Source organism: Streptomyces sp. NPDC050806, assembly GCF_055586425.1.
The window spans coordinates 225,137-241,327 of sequence record NZ_JBVJIF010000010.1; the positions used below are offsets into that span (position 1 = coordinate 225,137).

At 72.1% G+C, this 16,191-nt stretch carries 12 protein-coding genes; 10 read left to right on the forward strand and 2 right to left on the reverse strand.

The annotated features are described in order from the left end of the window. Positions 1–43: 43 nt before the first annotated feature. Positions 44–853 carry an alpha/beta fold hydrolase gene (locus ACZ6WH_RS30425; protein ID WP_469732280.1) on the reverse strand — a complete coding sequence of 270 codons (810 nt, stop codon included), beginning with the start codon at positions 851–853 and terminating at the stop codon, positions 44–46. A 161-nt stretch (positions 854–1,014) separates the two neighbouring features. Beyond that, entirely contained in the window at positions 1,015–1,464 is a 450-nt protein-coding gene (locus tag ACZ6WH_RS30430; protein ID WP_432860231.1) for an SRPBCC family protein, read from the reverse strand. Between the two features lie 206 nt (positions 1,465–1,670). Between ACZ6WH_RS30430 and ACZ6WH_RS30435 the strand changes: the two genes are divergently transcribed. The 10 genes from ACZ6WH_RS30435 to ACZ6WH_RS30480 all read left to right on the forward strand — a co-directional run bounded on the left by ACZ6WH_RS30435 (position 1,671) and on the right by ACZ6WH_RS30480 (position 15,816). Continuing rightward, entirely contained in the window at positions 1,671–2,351 is a 681-nt protein-coding gene (locus ACZ6WH_RS30435; protein ID WP_432860233.1) for a GntR family transcriptional regulator, read from the forward strand. 211 nt (positions 2,352–2,562) lie between these two features. Next, entirely contained in the window at positions 2,563–3,744 is a 1,182-nt protein-coding gene (locus ACZ6WH_RS30440; RefSeq protein ID WP_432860235.1) for an ROK family transcriptional regulator, read from the forward strand. A 302-nt stretch (positions 3,745–4,046) separates the two neighbouring features. Further along, a complete protein-coding gene (locus ACZ6WH_RS30445) occupies positions 4,047–5,669 on the forward strand; it encodes a sugar ABC transporter ATP-binding protein (protein ID WP_469732283.1) in 1,623 nt (540 codons plus the stop codon). A gap of 65 nt (positions 5,670–5,734) precedes the next feature. Next, positions 5,735–6,697: an ABC transporter permease gene (locus ACZ6WH_RS30450; protein ID WP_469732703.1), complete on the forward strand. Its 963-nt coding sequence runs from the start codon at positions 5,735–5,737 to the stop codon at positions 6,695–6,697. Continuing rightward, positions 6,694–7,755, forward strand: coding sequence for a substrate-binding domain-containing protein (locus ACZ6WH_RS30455; protein ID WP_432860237.1), 1,062 nt, complete (start codon positions 6,694–6,696; stop codon positions 7,753–7,755). The genes ACZ6WH_RS30450 and ACZ6WH_RS30455 overlap by 4 nt, the downstream gene beginning before the upstream one ends. Before the next feature lie 115 nt (positions 7,756–7,870). Beyond that, positions 7,871–9,043, forward strand: a complete 1,173-nt coding sequence (locus tag ACZ6WH_RS30460; protein WP_469732285.1) for a Gfo/Idh/MocA family protein — start codon at positions 7,871–7,873, stop codon at positions 9,041–9,043. A gap of 14 nt (positions 9,044–9,057) precedes the next feature. Further along, on the forward strand, positions 9,058–10,065 hold the full coding sequence (locus ACZ6WH_RS30465) for a sugar phosphate isomerase/epimerase family protein (RefSeq protein ID WP_469732287.1): 1,008 nt from the start codon (positions 9,058–9,060) through the stop codon (positions 10,063–10,065). 190 nt (positions 10,066–10,255) lie between these two features. Further along, the gene (locus ACZ6WH_RS30470) at positions 10,256–12,709 is read left to right on the forward strand and encodes a PQQ-dependent sugar dehydrogenase (RefSeq protein WP_469732289.1); all 2,454 of its coding nucleotides are present in this window, start codon (positions 10,256–10,258) and stop codon (positions 12,707–12,709) included. 204 nt (positions 12,710–12,913) lie between these two features. Continuing rightward, positions 12,914–14,305 carry a ThuA domain-containing protein gene (locus ACZ6WH_RS30475; protein ID WP_469732291.1) on the forward strand — a complete coding sequence of 464 codons (1,392 nt, stop codon included), beginning with the start codon at positions 12,914–12,916 and terminating at the stop codon, positions 14,303–14,305. 260 nt (positions 14,306–14,565) lie between these two features. Beyond that, positions 14,566–15,816 carry an inositol-3-phosphate synthase gene (locus tag ACZ6WH_RS30480; protein ID WP_469732293.1) on the forward strand — a complete coding sequence of 417 codons (1,251 nt, stop codon included), beginning with the start codon at positions 14,566–14,568 and terminating at the stop codon, positions 15,814–15,816. The last annotated feature ends 375 nt before the right edge of the window (positions 15,817–16,191 follow it).

Consider the following 16,191-nt stretch of genomic DNA (forward strand, 5'->3'; position numbering starts at 1 on the left):
AATGGCCGAGACCCGCCCACCGTCCGGCCGCCGTCCGTCCCGCTCAGCCGGCCAGGAACTCCGCGACGCGGTCGCCCCAGGTGCGGATGGCGGCGGCGTCCGCCGAGACGTGCAGCCGGGCTCCGGGCAGCAGCTCGGCCAGCTGCTCGGCGGTGGTAACGGGGTGCCCCGGGTCGTCGGCCCAGGCGAGGATCAGCGCCGGCTGGGTCAGCCGGGAGATCTCCTCCCGGGCCGGCAGGTCGGACCGCGCCGCGCCGCGCAGCAGGGACGGCAGCGCCTCAGGGTGCACGCCGAGCGAGCGCGCCGGGTAGCCGGGGGCGCCGGTGAGGGAGGCCGGTACGGGCGCGGCGGCCGGCGCCCTGGCGAGCAGTTCCGGGCCGCCGCGCTCGGCCGCGTCCGCGAGCTTGCGGTAGAGGTCCGCCTGCGCGACGCGGGTCTCCCAGGCGGTCGGCGGGACGATCAGGACGAGCCGGTCGAAGCGCGCTGGCTCCCGTACGGCGGCGGTCAGCACGGTCGCGCTGCCGAGCGAGGACCCCATGCCGGTGACGGGCCGGCCGGGGGAGAGCCGGTCCAGGCGCGCGAGCAGGTCATCGGCGAAGTGCCCGAAGGTGTAGCCGGCCGGGTCGGCGCCGCCCGTCGACTCGCCGTGCCCGCGCGCGTCGTAGCGGATGAGCCGCATCCCGGGAAGCGCGGCCACCGCGTCCCAGGAGTACAGGTCCATCCCGGTCTCGACGCGGCGGCTGAGCGGCATGCCGTGTGCGTACACGGCGAGCGGCCCCTCGGACCCGGTGGCCGCACCCGTCGTGTCGTGGGCGAGCCGGGCGCCGTCCGGGAGCGTCAGTCGCGATTCCATGGTCGCCGCAACGCGTGTGCCCCGGGCGCTATTCCGGCGCGCGGCGGCCGTTACGGGCCGCCCCGTAACACGCCGACGGCCCGGCCGGAGATGTCTCCGGCCGGGCCGCCGTTCCGTGGCTCCGCGGCAGCGCTGTCCGCGTCCGCGGCAGCGGTGGCGCGTCAGACCTCGCCGCGCCAGGCGCCGGTCTCCGTACCGCGGGACTCGATGAACTTCTTGAAGTTCTTCAGGTCCGAGGTGGCCTTGTTGCGTACGAAGCCGAGCTTGTCGCCGACCGTGTCGGCGATGCCCTCGGGGTCGTGCTCCAGCTGGAGCATGATCTTGGTGTGCTGGTCGTCGATGCGGTGGAAGGTCACCACGCCGGCCTGGCGGGCCTCTCCCTCCACCGTGGTCCAGGCCACCCGCTCGTCGGGGATCTGCTCGGTGATCTGCGCGTCGAACTCGCGCTTCACTCCGGCGATCTTGGTGACCCAGTGGGTCAGCGTCGGCGTCTTCTGCTCGATGCGTTCGACCCCGTCCATGAAGCGGGGGAATTCCTCGAACTGCGTCCACTGGTTGTAGGCCTTCGTCACCGGGACGGCAACCTCGACCGACTCTTCGATCTTCGACATGGTCCGGGCTCCTCCTCTCTGGGAACGTCCAGGGCTCCCCGCGTACCCGTCGAGTGGAGGTCAACACAGCCAATCCGGCGGCCCGGCCGGTGAGTCCGGGTGACACAGATCACCGGAGCGTACGGTGGCAGGCAGGTTGCGCTCGGTAGACTGTAGACGATAACCAATCACGGAGTGCTGGATCCGAGTCGTAGAGGGGGACCGCGATGCTGTCCGCTGGACTGCCGCAGGGGACCGTGCCGAAGCTCGAACGCCCCGGCCCGCTGCGTGAACGGGTCTATGAAGCACTGCTCGAACTGATCACCACCCGTGCGCTCCAGCCGGGCCAGCACCTGGTCGAGAGCGAACTCGCCGGGCATCTGGGGGTGTCCCGGCAGCCGGTGCGTGAGGCGCTGCAGCGGCTGAACACCGATGGCTGGGTCGATCTGCGCCCCGCGCAGGGCGCGTTCGTGCACGAGCCGACGGAGGAGGAGGCCGACCAGCTGCTCAGCGTGCGCACCCTGATGGAGGCCGAGGCCGCCCGGCTGGCCGCGGCGCACGCCACGAAGGCGGGCATCGAGGAACTGTCGGCGCTGTGCGACCGGGGCGAGCAGGCGGTCCGTGAGGACGCCGTGGACCTCGCCGTCGCCACCAACGCCGAGTTCCACGCCAAGGTGATGGAGCTGGCGGGCAACACCGTGCTGGCCGGGCTGGCCGAACAGGTCGGCCGGCGGGTGCGCTGGTACTACACGCCGGTCGCCCGGCAGCGCGGCAAGCGGTCCTGGGCCGAGCACCGCGAGCTGATCGATGCCATCTCCAAGAAGGACGAACGGCGCGCCACCGAGATCATGCGCGCCCACACCGAGCACACCCGCCGTTCGTACCACGAGCGCGAGGGTGCGAAGTAGGGGCAGGAGCGCCGGAGTCGGCGCACCCCACCCTTTGTCCTGAGACAGGAGAAAGTCACTGCGGATTCCGTCCGTAGTACTTCCTCCTGCGGACAAGCGCTGCTACGTTCCCCTCGAAAGCCCGGCGAGACGGCGTACACACGCCCGTCTGCACCCGCCGGTGTGGATGTCGGTCTATGCCGAGGACGGCTGGAGGGGCGGCGTGAGGCGCATGACGGCCAGGCCCGCGAACGCGCACCAGGCGCGACTCCTTCATCTGCTGCGCGATCACGGGCCCAACTCCCGTGCCCAGCTCGGCGACCAGGTCGACCTGTCGCGCTCCAAGCTCGCGGTGGAGGTCGACCGGCTGCTGGAGACCGGGCTCGTCGTCGCCGACGGACTGGCCGCCTCCCGGGGCGGCCGCCGCTCCCACAACATCCGGCTCGCGCCCACCCTGCGCTTCCTCGGCGTGGACATCGGCGCGACCTCGGTCGACGTGGCGGTCACCAACGCCGAACTGGAGGTGCTCGGCCACCTCACCCAGCCGATGGACGTACGCGAGGGCCCGGTCGCCGTCTTCGAGCAAGTCCTCGCGCTGGCCGCCAAGTTGAAGGACAGCGGTCTCGCCGAGGGATTCGACGGAGCGGGCATCGGCGTGCCGGGCCCGGTCCGCTTCCCCGAGGGCGTGCCCGTCGCCCCGCCGATCATGCCGGGCTGGGACGGCTTCCCCGTACGGGAGGCGCTCAGCCAGGAGCTGGGCTGCCCGGTCATGGTCGACAACGACGTGAACCTGATGGCGCTGGGGGAGCAGCACGCGGGGGTGGCCCGCACCTCGCAGGACTTCCTCTGCGTCAAGATCGGTACGGGCATCGGCTGCGGCATCGTCGTCGGCGGCGCGGTCTACCGCGGTACGACCGGCAGCGCCGGCGACATCGGCCACATCCAGGTCGAGCCGGACGGCCGCCGCTGCGCCTGCGGCAACGCCGGCTGCCTGGAGGCGTACTTCGGCGGCGCCGCGCTCGCCCGCGACGCGGAGGACGCGGCGCGCGAGGGCCGCTCGGCCGCGCTCGCCGACCGTCTCGCCGCCGCCGGCACGCTCGCCGCGTCGGACGTCTCGGTCGCCGCTTCCGCCGGTGACACCACCGCACTGGGGCTGATCAAGGCCGGCGGCACCCGCACCGGACAGGTCATCGCCGGACTCGTCAGCTTCTTCAACCCCGGACTCGTGGTGATCGGCGGCGGGGTGACCGGCCTCGGTCACACGCTGCTGGCCGCGATCCGCACGCAGGTCTACCACCAGTCGCTGCCCCTGGCGACCGGCAATCTCCCCATCGTGCTCGGTGAGTTGGGCCCGCTGGCCGGCGTGACCGGCGCGGCCCGGCTGATCAGCGACCACCTGTTCTCGCCGGCCTGAGCCGGCCCCGGACTTCCGTTCCGGGTGACGCACCGTCACCCGGAACGGCGCTCGACCCGCACGACGGCACCACACCGCTCCGCCCGCGCGACCCGCACGTCCGCAAGTTCGCTCCGCCCGAGTGACCGGTACGTCCGCTCCACCCGCCCGATCCGTACGCCGCACGAGCCGCACGAGCCGCCGCACCCGTACGAGCCGCACCGCAGCACCAACGCCCCACGCGCCCTTCCGCGATGCCGCATGCCCGCATGCGCACCGCTCCGCCCTGCCCGCTCGCCGGCGTACCGCCGAGGAGGCCCGCCATGGCACCAGCGCACCGCCCCGCACCGCCGCCGTCCGCGGCGCACGAAGCCACCGGACCCCTGCTCACCATGACCGGCATCACCAAGTCCTTCCCCGGCGTCCGCGCGCTGGACGGTGTGGACCTGGACGTGACGGCGGGGGAGGTGCACTGTCTGCTCGGCCAGAACGGTGCGGGCAAGTCCACCCTGATCAAGGTGCTGGCCGGCGCCCACCAGCCGGACGGCGGCGAGATCCGCTGGCGCGGCGAAACGGTCGCCCTGAAGTCCCCGATCGCCGCGATGCGGCTGGGCATCGCCACCATCTACCAGGAACTGGACCTGGTGGAGCACATGTCCGTCGCGGAGAACGTCTTCCTCGGCCACGAACGCGCCACCGGCGGCTTCGTACGCACCGGGGAGGCCCGCGAACGGACCGCCGAGCTGCTCGCCCGGCTCGGCCACCCCGAGATCGACCCCGGCACCCTGGTCGGCCGGCTCTCCGCCGCGGGACAGCAGATCGCGTCCATGGCCCGCGCCCTCTCGCACGACGTACGGCTGATCGTCATGGACGAGCCGTCCGCCGCGCTCGACCCCGACGAGGTCGACAACCTCTTCCGCATCGTCGCCTCCCTCACCGCCTCCGGCGTCGCCGTCGTCTACATCTCCCACCGCCTGGAGGAGATCCGCCGGATCGGCGACCGGGTGACCGTACTGAAGGACGGCCGCACCGCGGCCCGCGGCCTGGACGCGCACGCCACCCCCACCCGCGACATCGTCGCCCTGATGACCGGCCGCGACGTCGCGTACGTCTTCCCCGAACGGCGCGCGGCCACCGACCGCCCGGCACCCGTCCTCAGCGTCGAAGGGCTCTCCCGCGAGGGCGAGTTCGCGCCCGTCGACTTCGCCCTGCACCCCGGCGAGATCCTCGGCCTCGCCGGGCTCGTCGGCTCCGGCCGCTCGGAGATCCTGGAGACCGTCTTCGGCGCCCGGCGGCCCACCGCAGGGCGGGTCCTGGTCGACGGCCGGCCGCTGCGCCCCGGCAGCGTCACCGCCGCCGTACGCGCCGGGCTCGGCCTCGCACCCGAAGAACGCAAGTCCCAGGCGCTGCTGCTCCTGGAATCCGTCAGCCGCAACGTCACCGTCTCCTCGCTGCCCCGCTTCGCGCGGGCCGGCTGGCTGAACCGGCAGGCCGAGCGGGCCGGTGCCCGCGCCGCCACCCGCGACCTCTCGCTGCGCCCCGACGACCCCGACCGCCCCGTCCGCACCCTCTCCGGCGGCAACCAGCAGAAGGCCGTACTGGCCCGCTGGCTGCTCCGCGGCTGCCGGGTCCTGCTCCTGGACGAACCGACCCGCGGTGTGGACGTCGGCGCGCGCGCCGAGCTGTACGCGCTGATCAGGCGGCTCGCCGACGAGGGCATGGCCGTACTGCTGGTCTCCAGCGAGGTGCCCGAAGTGCTCGGGCTCGCCGACCGGGTGCTCGTCCTGCGCGAGGGCCGGGTCGTGCACGAGGGAGCCGCGGCCGCACTGGACGAGCACCGGGTCCTGGACCTGGTCATGAGCGACGGACCGGGGCCCGTACCGGCCCCGGCAGGTACAGCGCCCGAGGAGACGCCGGCCCCGACACCGCGAGGAGACCGCCCGTGAACACCTCCGAAGGACACGCCCTCCCGGCCGAGGCGGGCAGCGCACCGCCGGGCCCCGCAGCGCCGGTGGCCAAGGACGGCGGGCGCGGCACCGCCCGGCACCGCCCCGACGTGCACAAGCTCTCGCTGCTCGGCGTCCTCGCCGCGCTCGTCCTGGTCGGCGCGCTCACCAAGCCCGAGCAGTTCCTGAGCGTGCAGAACCTCCAGCTCGTCCTCACCCAGGCATCCGTCATCGGCGTGGTGACCGTCGGCGTCACCTTCGTCATCATCGGCGGCGGCATCGACCTCTCGGTCGGCGCGATGGTGGCCCTGGCCACCGTGTGGGCGACGACCCTGGCCACCCAGCAGTTCGGCCTCGGCGGCATCCTGCTGTGCGCGCTGTGCGTGGGTCTGGGCTGCGGACTGGTCAACGGACTGCTGGTGTCGCTCGGCGGGCTGGTGCCCTTCATCGCCACCCTCGCCATGCTGGCCTCGGCCCGCGGCCTCGCCCTCCAGATCAGCGAGGGCCGCACCCAGGTGGTGTCCGTCGAACCGGTGCTCGCGCTGGGCCGCCGGGACGCCTACCTGCTCGGCATCCCGCCCATCGTGCTGGTCTTCGCCGCCGTCACCGTCGTCGGCTGGCTGCTGCTGAACCGTACGACCTTCGGCCGGCGCACCGTCGCGGTCGGCGGCAACCCCGAGGCGGCCCGGCTGGCCGGCATCGACGTACGCCGCCAGCGGCTGCTGCTCTACCTGCTGTCCGGGCTGTGCTGCGGCATCGCGGCCTTCCTGCTGATCGTGCTGACCGGCTCCGGCCAGAACACCAACGGAAACCTCTACGAACTCGACGCCATCGCCGCGGCCATCATCGGCGGCACCCTGCTCAGCGGCGGCCGCGGCACCATCACCGGCTCCGTCCTGGGCGTCCTCGTCTTCACCACCATCACCAACCTCTTCGCCCTGAACAACCTGGAGACCGCCGTCCAGCAGATCGCCAAGGGCGCCATCATCGTCGCCGCCGTACTGGTACAGAAGGGCCGCAAGTCATGACCGAGCGCAACCCACAGACCCCGTCGACCAGCCGCAGAAACATGCTCTTCGGCGCCGCGGCCGTCTCCGCCGGCGCGTTCCTCACCGCCTGCACCAGCAACGAGAACAACGCCTCGGCCGGCACCGGCAAGCAGCAGGCCGGCGGCGTCGACGACAAGCCCGGCAAGAAGGTCACCATCGGCTTCGCCGGACCCCAGGCCGACCACGGCTGGCTGAACGCCATCAACCAGAACGCCAAGGAGCGCGCGAAGCAGTACGAGGACGTCACGCTGGAGATCACCGAGGGCTCCAACGACACGGCCCAGCAGATCGGGCAGATCGAGACCCTGATCAACAAGAAGGTCGACGTCCTGGTCATCCTGCCCGCCGACGGCAAGGCGCTCACCCAGGTCGGCCTGAAGGCCATGCGGGCCGGCATCCCCGTCGTCAACCTCGACCGGGTCTTCGCCTCCCAGCAGGCCTACCGCTGCTGGGTCGGCGGCGACAACTACGGCATGGGTCTCAACGCCGGGCACTACATCGGAGAGCAGCTCAAGGACAAGAAGAACGCCAAGGTCGTCGAGCTGGCCGGGATCGACAACCTGGAACTGACCCGGCAGCGCACCCAGGGCTTCGACGACGCCCTGAAGAACTACCCCAACATCAAGAAGGTGGGGCGGCAGGCCGCCGAGTTCACCGTCGAGTCCGGCCAGTCCAAGATGGCCGGCCTGCTCCAGGCGCACCCGGACTTCGACGCCCTGTGGAACCACGACGACGACCAGGGCGTGGGCGCCGAGCGGGCCATCGAACAGGCCGGGCGCGACGGCTTCCTCATGGTCGGCGGCGCCGGGTCCCGCAAGGTCATGGACACCATCAAGGCCGGCAACTCCGTCCTGAAGGCCACGGTGCTCTACCCGCCCACCATGTCCGCCTCCGCCATCGACCTGGCCCGCGCGCTCGGCCAGGGCAAGGGCGTCAGCGGCATGGCCGAGCTGGAGATCCCCGCCTCGATCACCCTGTACTCCGCGGTCGTCACCAAGGACAACGTCGACGACTACCTCCCGACCGGCTTCAACTGACGCGCGGCCGCCACCGAGGGCCGGTCCCGGCCGGCGCGCGGCGCACCTGCCGGCCACCGTGCCGCCCGGCCGCGCCCCGTTCCCCCACACCCGACTGCCACCGATGAGGTGATGCATGGACGACAACACGAAGGACCCCACCCCCGACGGCCGCCCCGCACTGGGGATCGGCATGGTCGGCTACGCCTTCATGGGTGCCGCCCACTCCCAGGGCTGGCGCACCGCGGCCCGGGTCTTCGACCTGCCGCTGCGCCCGGTCATGAACGCCGTCTGCGGCCGGGACGCCGACGCCGTACGGGCCGCCGCCGACCGGCTCGGCTGGGCCGCGACGGAGACCGACTGGCGGGCCCTGATCGCCCGCGACGACGTCGACGTGGTCGACATCTGCACGCCCGGCGACAGCCACGCCGAGATCGCCATCGCGGCCCTCGAAGCCGGCAAGCACGTGTTGTGCGAAAAGCCGCTGGCCAACACGGTCGCGGAGGCCGAGGCCATGGTGGCCGCCGCGGAGACGGCCCGGGCCCGCGGCCGGATCGCCATGACCGGCTTCAACTACCGGCGCACGCCCGCGATGGCGCTCGCCCGGCGGTTCGTCGAGGAGGGCCGCATCGGTACGCTGCGCCACCTGCGCGCCACGTACCTCCAGGACTGGCTGGTCGACGCGCAGGCCCCGATGACCTGGCGGCTGCGCAAGGAGAGCGCCGGCTCCGGCGCCCTGGGCGACCTCGGCGCCCACATCGTCGACCTCGCGCAGTACCTGGCGGGGGAGCCACTGACAGGGGTCTCGGCCGTCACCGAGACGTTCGTACCGCGGCGCCCGCTGCCCTCGGGGGGCACGGACGAGGTGACGGTGGACGACGCCGCGCTGTTCACCGGCCGGTTCGCCTCGGGCGCGCTGGGGTCCTTCGAGGCCAGCCGGGTCGCCGCGGGCCGCAAGAACGCCCTCCGCATCGAGCTCAACGGCGACCGCGGCTCCCTCTCCTTCGACCTGGAACGCCTCAACGAGCTGTCCTTCCACGACCACACCGAACCGTCCGTCGCGGCCGGCTTCCGCCGCATCCTGGTCACCGAGCCGGACCACCCGTACCTGGAGGGGTGGTGGCCGCCGGGCCACGGCCTCGGCTACGAGCACACCTTCGTGCACCAGGCCCGCGACCTGGTGCATGCCGTCGCCGCCGGCACCGACCCGGCGCCCTCCTTCGCCGACGGGCTGCGCGTGCAGCGCGTGCTGGCCGCCGTGGAGGAGAGCGCCGCGAAGAACTGCGTCTACACCCCCGTATCGGCCTGAGGAGGTCCCGTACCGTGCCACGCCAGTTCACTCTCTTCACCGGTCAATGGGCCGACCTCCCGCTGGAGGAGGTCTGCCGCATGGCGCGCGACTTCGGCTACGACGGACTCGAACTCGCCTGCTGGGGCGACCACTTCGAGGTCGACAAGGCGCTCGCCGACCCCGCCTACCTCGACTCGCGCCACGCGCTGCTCGACAAGTACGGCCTCAAGTGCTGGGCCATCTCCAACCACCTGGTGGGCCAGGCGGTCTGCGACGCCATCATCGACGAGCGGCACGAGGCGATCCTGCCCGCCCGCATCTGGGGCGACGGCGCGGCCGAGGGCGTACGGCAGCGCGCCGCGGCCGAGATCAAGGACACCGCGCGGGCCGCTGCCGCCTTCGGCGTCGACACCGTCGTCGGCTTCACCGGCTCCGCCGTCTGGCATCTGGTCGCGATGTTCCCGCCGGTCGTGCCCGGCATGATCGAGCGCGGTTACGAGGACTTCGCCGAGCGCTGGAACCCCATCCTCGACGTCTTCGACGCCGAGGGCGTCCGCTTCGCCCACGAGGTCCACCCCAGCGAGATCGCCTACGACTACTGGACCACCCACCAGGCCCTGGAAGCCGTCGGCCACCGGCCCGCCTTCGGGCTCAACTTCGACCCGTCGCACTTCGTGTGGCAGGACCTGGACCCGGTCGGCTTCCTGTGGGACTTCCGCGACCGGATCTACCACGTGGACTGCAAGGAGGCCAGGAAGCGCCTGGACGGCCGCAACGGCCGGCTCGGCTCGCACCTGCCCTGGGGAGACCCGCGCCGCGGCTGGGACTTCGTCTCGGCCGGCCACGGTGACGTCCCCTGGGAAGACTGCTTCCGGATGCTGCGCTCGATCGGGTACGAGGGCCCGGTCTCGGTCGAGTGGGAGGACGCCGGCATGGACCGCCGGCAGGGCGCGCCCGAGGCGCTGGCCCGCCTCAAGGCGTACGACTTCGAGCCGCCCACGGCCTCGTTCGACGCGGCGTTCGGCCGCTCGGACACCTGACGCACCACACTCCTTTGTCCTCCTGAGGGCAGAAGTCCTCGCTCTCTCGTGTCAAAGGTCTATCCGTAGCGGGCCGACGCGACTACCTTCGCCTCTGGTGTCACGTACACGTACATGACGGCTCGCACAGCGCACTGAACTCCCCAGCACCGCCCACCGCACGGCAATCGACCCGCCCGGGAGGCACCGCGTGCACAGAAGACGTCTCAGAATCCGCTCCGCACTCGCACTCTTCGCCGGCGGCCTGCTCGCGGCCGGCTCGCTCTCGCTCGGCAGCACCCCCTCGGTCGCGGCCCCGGCCGCTGACCCGGCCCCCAAGGCCGAGGACTTCCAGCAGGTCACCCTCGCCAAGGGCGAGCCGGAGATGGGCGAGCCCATGACGCTCGCCGTCCTCCCCGACCGCTCGGTCCTGCACACCGCGCGCGACGGCACACTGCGGCTGACCGACGCCACCGGCTACACCAAGGTCGCCGGCAAGCTGCCCGTCTACACCCACGACGAAGAGGGGCTCCAGGGCGTCGGAGTCGACCCCGGCTTCAAGGACAACCGCTTCATCTACCTCTTCTACGCACCGCCGCTGGACACCCCCGCCGGTGACGCGCCCGACAACGGCACCGCCGCCGACTTCGCGAAGTTCGACGGCCTCAACCGGCTGTCCCGCTTCGTCCTCAAGGAGGACGGCACGCTGGACACCGCCAGCGAGAAGAAGATCCTGGAGGTGCCCACCTCCCGCGGCACCTGCTGCCACGTCGGCGGCGACATCGACTTCGACGCGCAGGGCAACCTCTACCTCTCGACCGGCGACGACTCCAACCCGTTCGCCTCCGACGGGTACACGCCCATCGACGAGCGCGCCGACCGCAACCCCGCGTACGACGCCCAGCGCAGCGCCGGCAACACCAACGACCTGCGCGGCAAGATCCTGCGCATCAAGGTCAAGGACGACGGCTCGTACGACATCCCCGAGGGCAACCTCTTCGCGCCCGGCACCGAGAAGACCCGCCCCGAGATCTACGCGATGGGCTTCCGCAACCCCTTCCGGATGAGCGTCGACAAGCCCACCGGCATCGTCTACGTCGGTGACTACGGACCCGACGCCGGCGCCGCCAGCCCCACCCGCGGCCCCGCCGGACAGGTCGAGTTCGCCCGCGTCACCAAGGCCGGCAACTACGGCTGGCCGTACTGCACCGGCGACAACGACCCTTTCGTCGACTATGACTTCGCCACCGGCAAGTCCGGCGAGACCTTCGACTGCGCCGCGCCGAAGAACACCTCGCCCCACAACACCGGCCTGACCGACCTGCCCCCGGCCCAGGCCGCGTGGATCCCGTACGACAACGCCTCCGTACCGGAGTTCGGCAGCGGCTCCGAGTCCCCGATGGGCGGCCCGGTCTACCGCTACGACGCCGCCCTCGACTCGAAGGTGAAGTTCCCCGAGGCCTACGACGGCGACTTCTTCGCCGGTGAGTTCGGCCGCCGCTGGATCAAGCGCATCGAGAAGGGCGACGACGGCACCGTCCAGTCCATCAACGCCTTCCCCTGGACCGGCACCCAGGTGATGGACATGGCCTTCGGCCCCGACGGCGCGCTGTACGTCCTGGACTACGGCACCGGCTACTTCAACGGTGACGAGAACTCCGCGCTGTACCGCATCGAGAACGCCACCGACGGCCACTCGCCGGTCGCCGAGGCCAAGGTCGACCGCACCTCCGGCCAGGCACCCCTCACGGCCGAGTTCAGCGCGAGCGCCACCGACGCCGACGGCGACGCGATCACCTACGCCTGGGACTTCGGTGACGGCACCAAGTCCACCGCGCAGAACCCGACCCACACGTACCAGAAGAACGGCACCTACACCGCGACCGTCACCGCCAAGGACGCCTCGGGCCGCACCGGCTCGGCCAGCGTCCACCTCACGGTCGGCAACACCGCACCCAAGGTCACACTCGAACTCCCCGGCAACGGCCAGCTGTTCACCTTCGGCGACAAGGTTCCCTTCAAGGTGAAGGTGACCGACCCCGAGGACGGGAAGATCGACTGCTCCAAGGTCACCGTCACCCACATCCTCGGCCACGACAGCCACGGCCACGCCGTCACCTCGGCCAAGGGCTGCGAGGGCACCATCCAGACCCTGGCCGACGGCGAGCACGACGCCAACGCCAACATCTTCGGTGTCTTCGACGCCGAGTACACCGACAACGGTGCCAACGGCCAGCCGCCGCTGACCACGCACGCCCAGAGCATGACCCAGCCCAAGCACCGGCAGGCCGAGCACTTCGGTACGTCCCAGGGCGTCAAGGCCGTGAACCACACGCCGGCGCACGGGGGCAAGACCGTGGGCGAGATTCACAACGGTGACTGGATCGGCTTCACCCCGTACCGCGTGGGCAACGCCACGAAGCTGACCGCCCGGGTCGCCTCGGCAGGTGCCGGCGGCACGCTGGAGATCCGCACCGGCAAGCCCGACGGCAAGCTGCTCGGCACGGCCAAGGTGCCGGTCACCGGCGGCTGGGAGACGTTCACGGACGTCAGCACCGCCCTCACCAAGCCGCCCGCCGGGACGACGACGCTCTACCTCGTCTTCAAGGGCAGCGGCACGGGAGCGCTGTACGACGTGGACGACTTCGACATCACTACGAAGTAGCGCAGTGGCTCGGTAGCTCCGTGGCTCCACAGCTTCGTAGCGCATGAGTGTGGAGGGGCGGGTGGTCTGCCCGCCCGCCCCTCGCACGGTCATACCTGCTCAACGGCCACACCCGCTCAATGGCCACATCCGTTCAACGGCCACACCCGCTCAGAGGCCCCTTGCCCAGCCACACCCCCCGCTGCTGGAGGAAGGACTCCGCACATGCACGCGTACCAGCCCACGGCGAGACGGCAGGCCGCACGGCGGCTCGGCATCACCGCTGCCGCGGCCGCAACCCTCCTCGCCGCCATGGCACTGCCCGGTGCCGCCGCATCCCCTGAAGGCGGGAGCGCGGCCGACGACGCCCGGGTCCTGGTCTTCTCCAAGACCGCCGGCTTCCGCCACGACTCGATCCCCGACGGCATCGCCACCGTCAAGGACCTCGGCACCCAGCACGGCTTCGCCGTCGACGCCACCGAGGACGCCGGCGCCTTCACGCCCGACAACCTCGCCAAGTACGACGCGGTCGTGTGGCTGTCGACCACCGGCGACGTCCTCGACGCCACCCAGCAGGCCGCGTTCGAGAAGTACATCGCAGCGGGCGGCGGCTACGTCGGCGTGCACGCGGCCGCCGACACCGAGTACGACTGGCCCTTCTACGGCGGCCTGGCAGGCGCGTACTTCCAGTCCCACCCGGCGATCCAGCCCGCCACCCTGCGCGTCGAGGACCGCGCCCACCCCGCCACCGCACACCTGCCGGCGGCCTGGGAGCGCACCGACGAGTGGTACAACTACCGCACCAACCCGCGCGACCGCGCCCACGTCCTCGCCACCCTCGACGAGTCCACGTACACCGGCGGCTCGATGGGCGAGGACCACCCGTTCGCCTGGTGCCAGGAGTACCGCGGCGGCCGCGCCTTCTACACGGGCGCTGGGCACACCAAGGAGTCCTACGCCGATCCCGCCTTCCGCACCCACCTCCTCGGCGGCATCCGCTACGCCACGGGCCTCGCCCAGGCCGACTGCCGCCCTGAGCAGGGCTACACCCCCCTCTTCGACGGCACCCGGACGAGCCTCGAAGGCTGGAAGCAGGCGGGCCCCGGCACCTTCACCCTGAACGAGGACGACGGAACGCTCACCTCCGACGGCGGCATGGGCATGCTCTGGTACGCCGCCAAGGAGCAGCGGGGCTACTCCCTCAAGCTCGACTGGAAGATGGCGAGCGAGTCCGGGGACGACAACTCCGGCGTCTACGTGGGCTTCCCGGCCTCCGACGACCCCTGGTCCGCGGTGAACAACGGCTACGAGATCCAGATCGACGCCACGGACACCCCCGACCACACCACCGGCTCCGTCTACGGATTCCAGGCCGCCGACACCAAGGCCAGGGACGCGGCCCTGAACCCGCCGGGGGAGTGGAACACCTACGAACTCCGCGTCCAGGGCGAACGCCTGAAGGTGTTCCTCAACGGCCGCAAGATCAACGACTTCACCAACCAGGACCCGGCGCGCTCCCTCCGCCAGGGCTACATCGGCATCCAGAACCACGGCCCCGACGACAAGGTCTCCTTCCGCAACATTCGGATCAAGCCGTTGGTCTCGAAGGTGGACTGAGGGCGAACGGGCCCTCCCTCCGCGCAGCCGGGGTGAGGGCCCAGGGGCCTGCGCTGAGAGGACACCGGAGACCTGCGGTGACGGCGCGGGTTCGGGTTCGGGTGCGGGGCACGGACAAGGCGTGCGGCGGCAGGTCGTGGGGTCAGGGCACAGGCACGGACGCGAGCACGGACAGAGGCACAGGCACGGACTTGGGAGGGCGCATGGGTACGGGCACGGGCAGGGGTTCTGGGGCGGGCGCGGGGACGCCGGGTACAGGGATGCCGGGTACGGGAGAGGCGGGGAGGGGCAACGCACCCGACGCCTCGGGAACCGGCGGCACCGGCACGGGCCGCCCGGGCCGCACCGGCCGCACCGGGGTGTGGCTGATCGGCGCGCGGGGCTCGGTCGCCACGACCGTCATCGCGGGCTGCGCCGCACTCGTCGCCGGCCTGCACGAGCCGGCCGGCATGGTCACCGAGTCGGCGGCCTTCGCCGACGTCCCGCTCCCGCCACTGGAGTCCCTGGTCTTCGGCGGCCATGACATCACCTCCTGCCCGCTCCCGAAGCGCGCCGAGCAACTGGCCGCCGGCGGCGTCCTGCCCCACGGCCTGCCCCGCTCCGTACAGACCGAACTCGCCGCGGCCGACGCCGAGATCCGCCCCGGCGGCCCGGGACCGGGGGACACCCGCGACGACGAGACGCTGATCGCGTCCTTCGCCGCGGACCTCCGCACCTTCCGCAGCACACACGCCCTGGACCGCGTGGTCGTCATCAACGTGGCGTCGACAGAGGCAGCACCGGGCGCCGGTGCTCCGGCCGGGCACGGGCTCGCTGCCGAGCGAATCCCCGGCGAGCGCCTCGCCGCCGATCGTCTCCCCGCCAGTTCCCGCTACGCCCTCGCCGCTCTGCGGGCGGGCTGCGCGTACGTCAACTTCACCCCCTCCACCGGCCTGCACCACCCCCTCCTCCAGGACATGGCCCGCTGCAGCGGCCTCCCGTACGCGGGCCGGGACGGCAAGACCGGCCAGACCCTGCTGCGCTCCGTCCTCGCACCGATGATGGCCCAGCGCGCACTGACCGTACGGGCCTGGTCCGGCACGAACCTCCTCGGCGGAGGAGACGGCGCAGCCCTCGCCGACCCGGCCGCCGCCGCGGCCAAGAACGCGGGCAAGGCCGCCGTACTCCGCGACACCCTCGGCGAACTCCCGCCCGGCGACCTCCACATCGACAACGTCCCGGCTCTGGGCGACTGGAAGACGGCCTGGGACCACATCGCGGTCGACGGCTTCCTCGGCAGCCGGGTGATCCTCCAGACCATCTGGCAGGGCTGCGACTCCGCCCTCGCCGCCCCGCTCGTCCTCGACCTGGCCCGCCTGGTCGCCGCCGCCCACGCCGCCGGCCTCAGCGGCCCGCTTCCCGAACTCGGCTTCTACTTCAAGGACCCGGACGGCGGCCCGGCCGCACTGGCCGACCAGTACACGGCCCTCACCACCACCTTCGCCACCCGACTCCGGGAGGCCCACGCATGATCCCCCTCCCGCGCTTCCTCCGCCCGTCCTCCCGGCCGCGCCGTTCCTCGCCCCGCCGCCCCACCGACCTCAACGCCCCGGTGGGCCTGAACGGCCTCAAGCGCCGCACGAGCGCCTCGGGTACCGCGGGTTCAGCGGGCTCCCTGGCTGCCGCGGGCTCCCCGGGTTCCGCGGGCCCCGCGGGTTCCCCGGAGCCTACGAACGTTACGGACCTCGGGTCCCTCGGCCCGGCGTCCGGCGATCGCCTCGCGCCGGCCCACCCCCACGCCGACACGCACGCCCACGCCGATACGCACTCGCACGCCGACGTGCACTCGCACGCCGACGACGCGGCACCCCACCCCGCCGTATGCGGCTGCCGTCGCTCAACCGCTC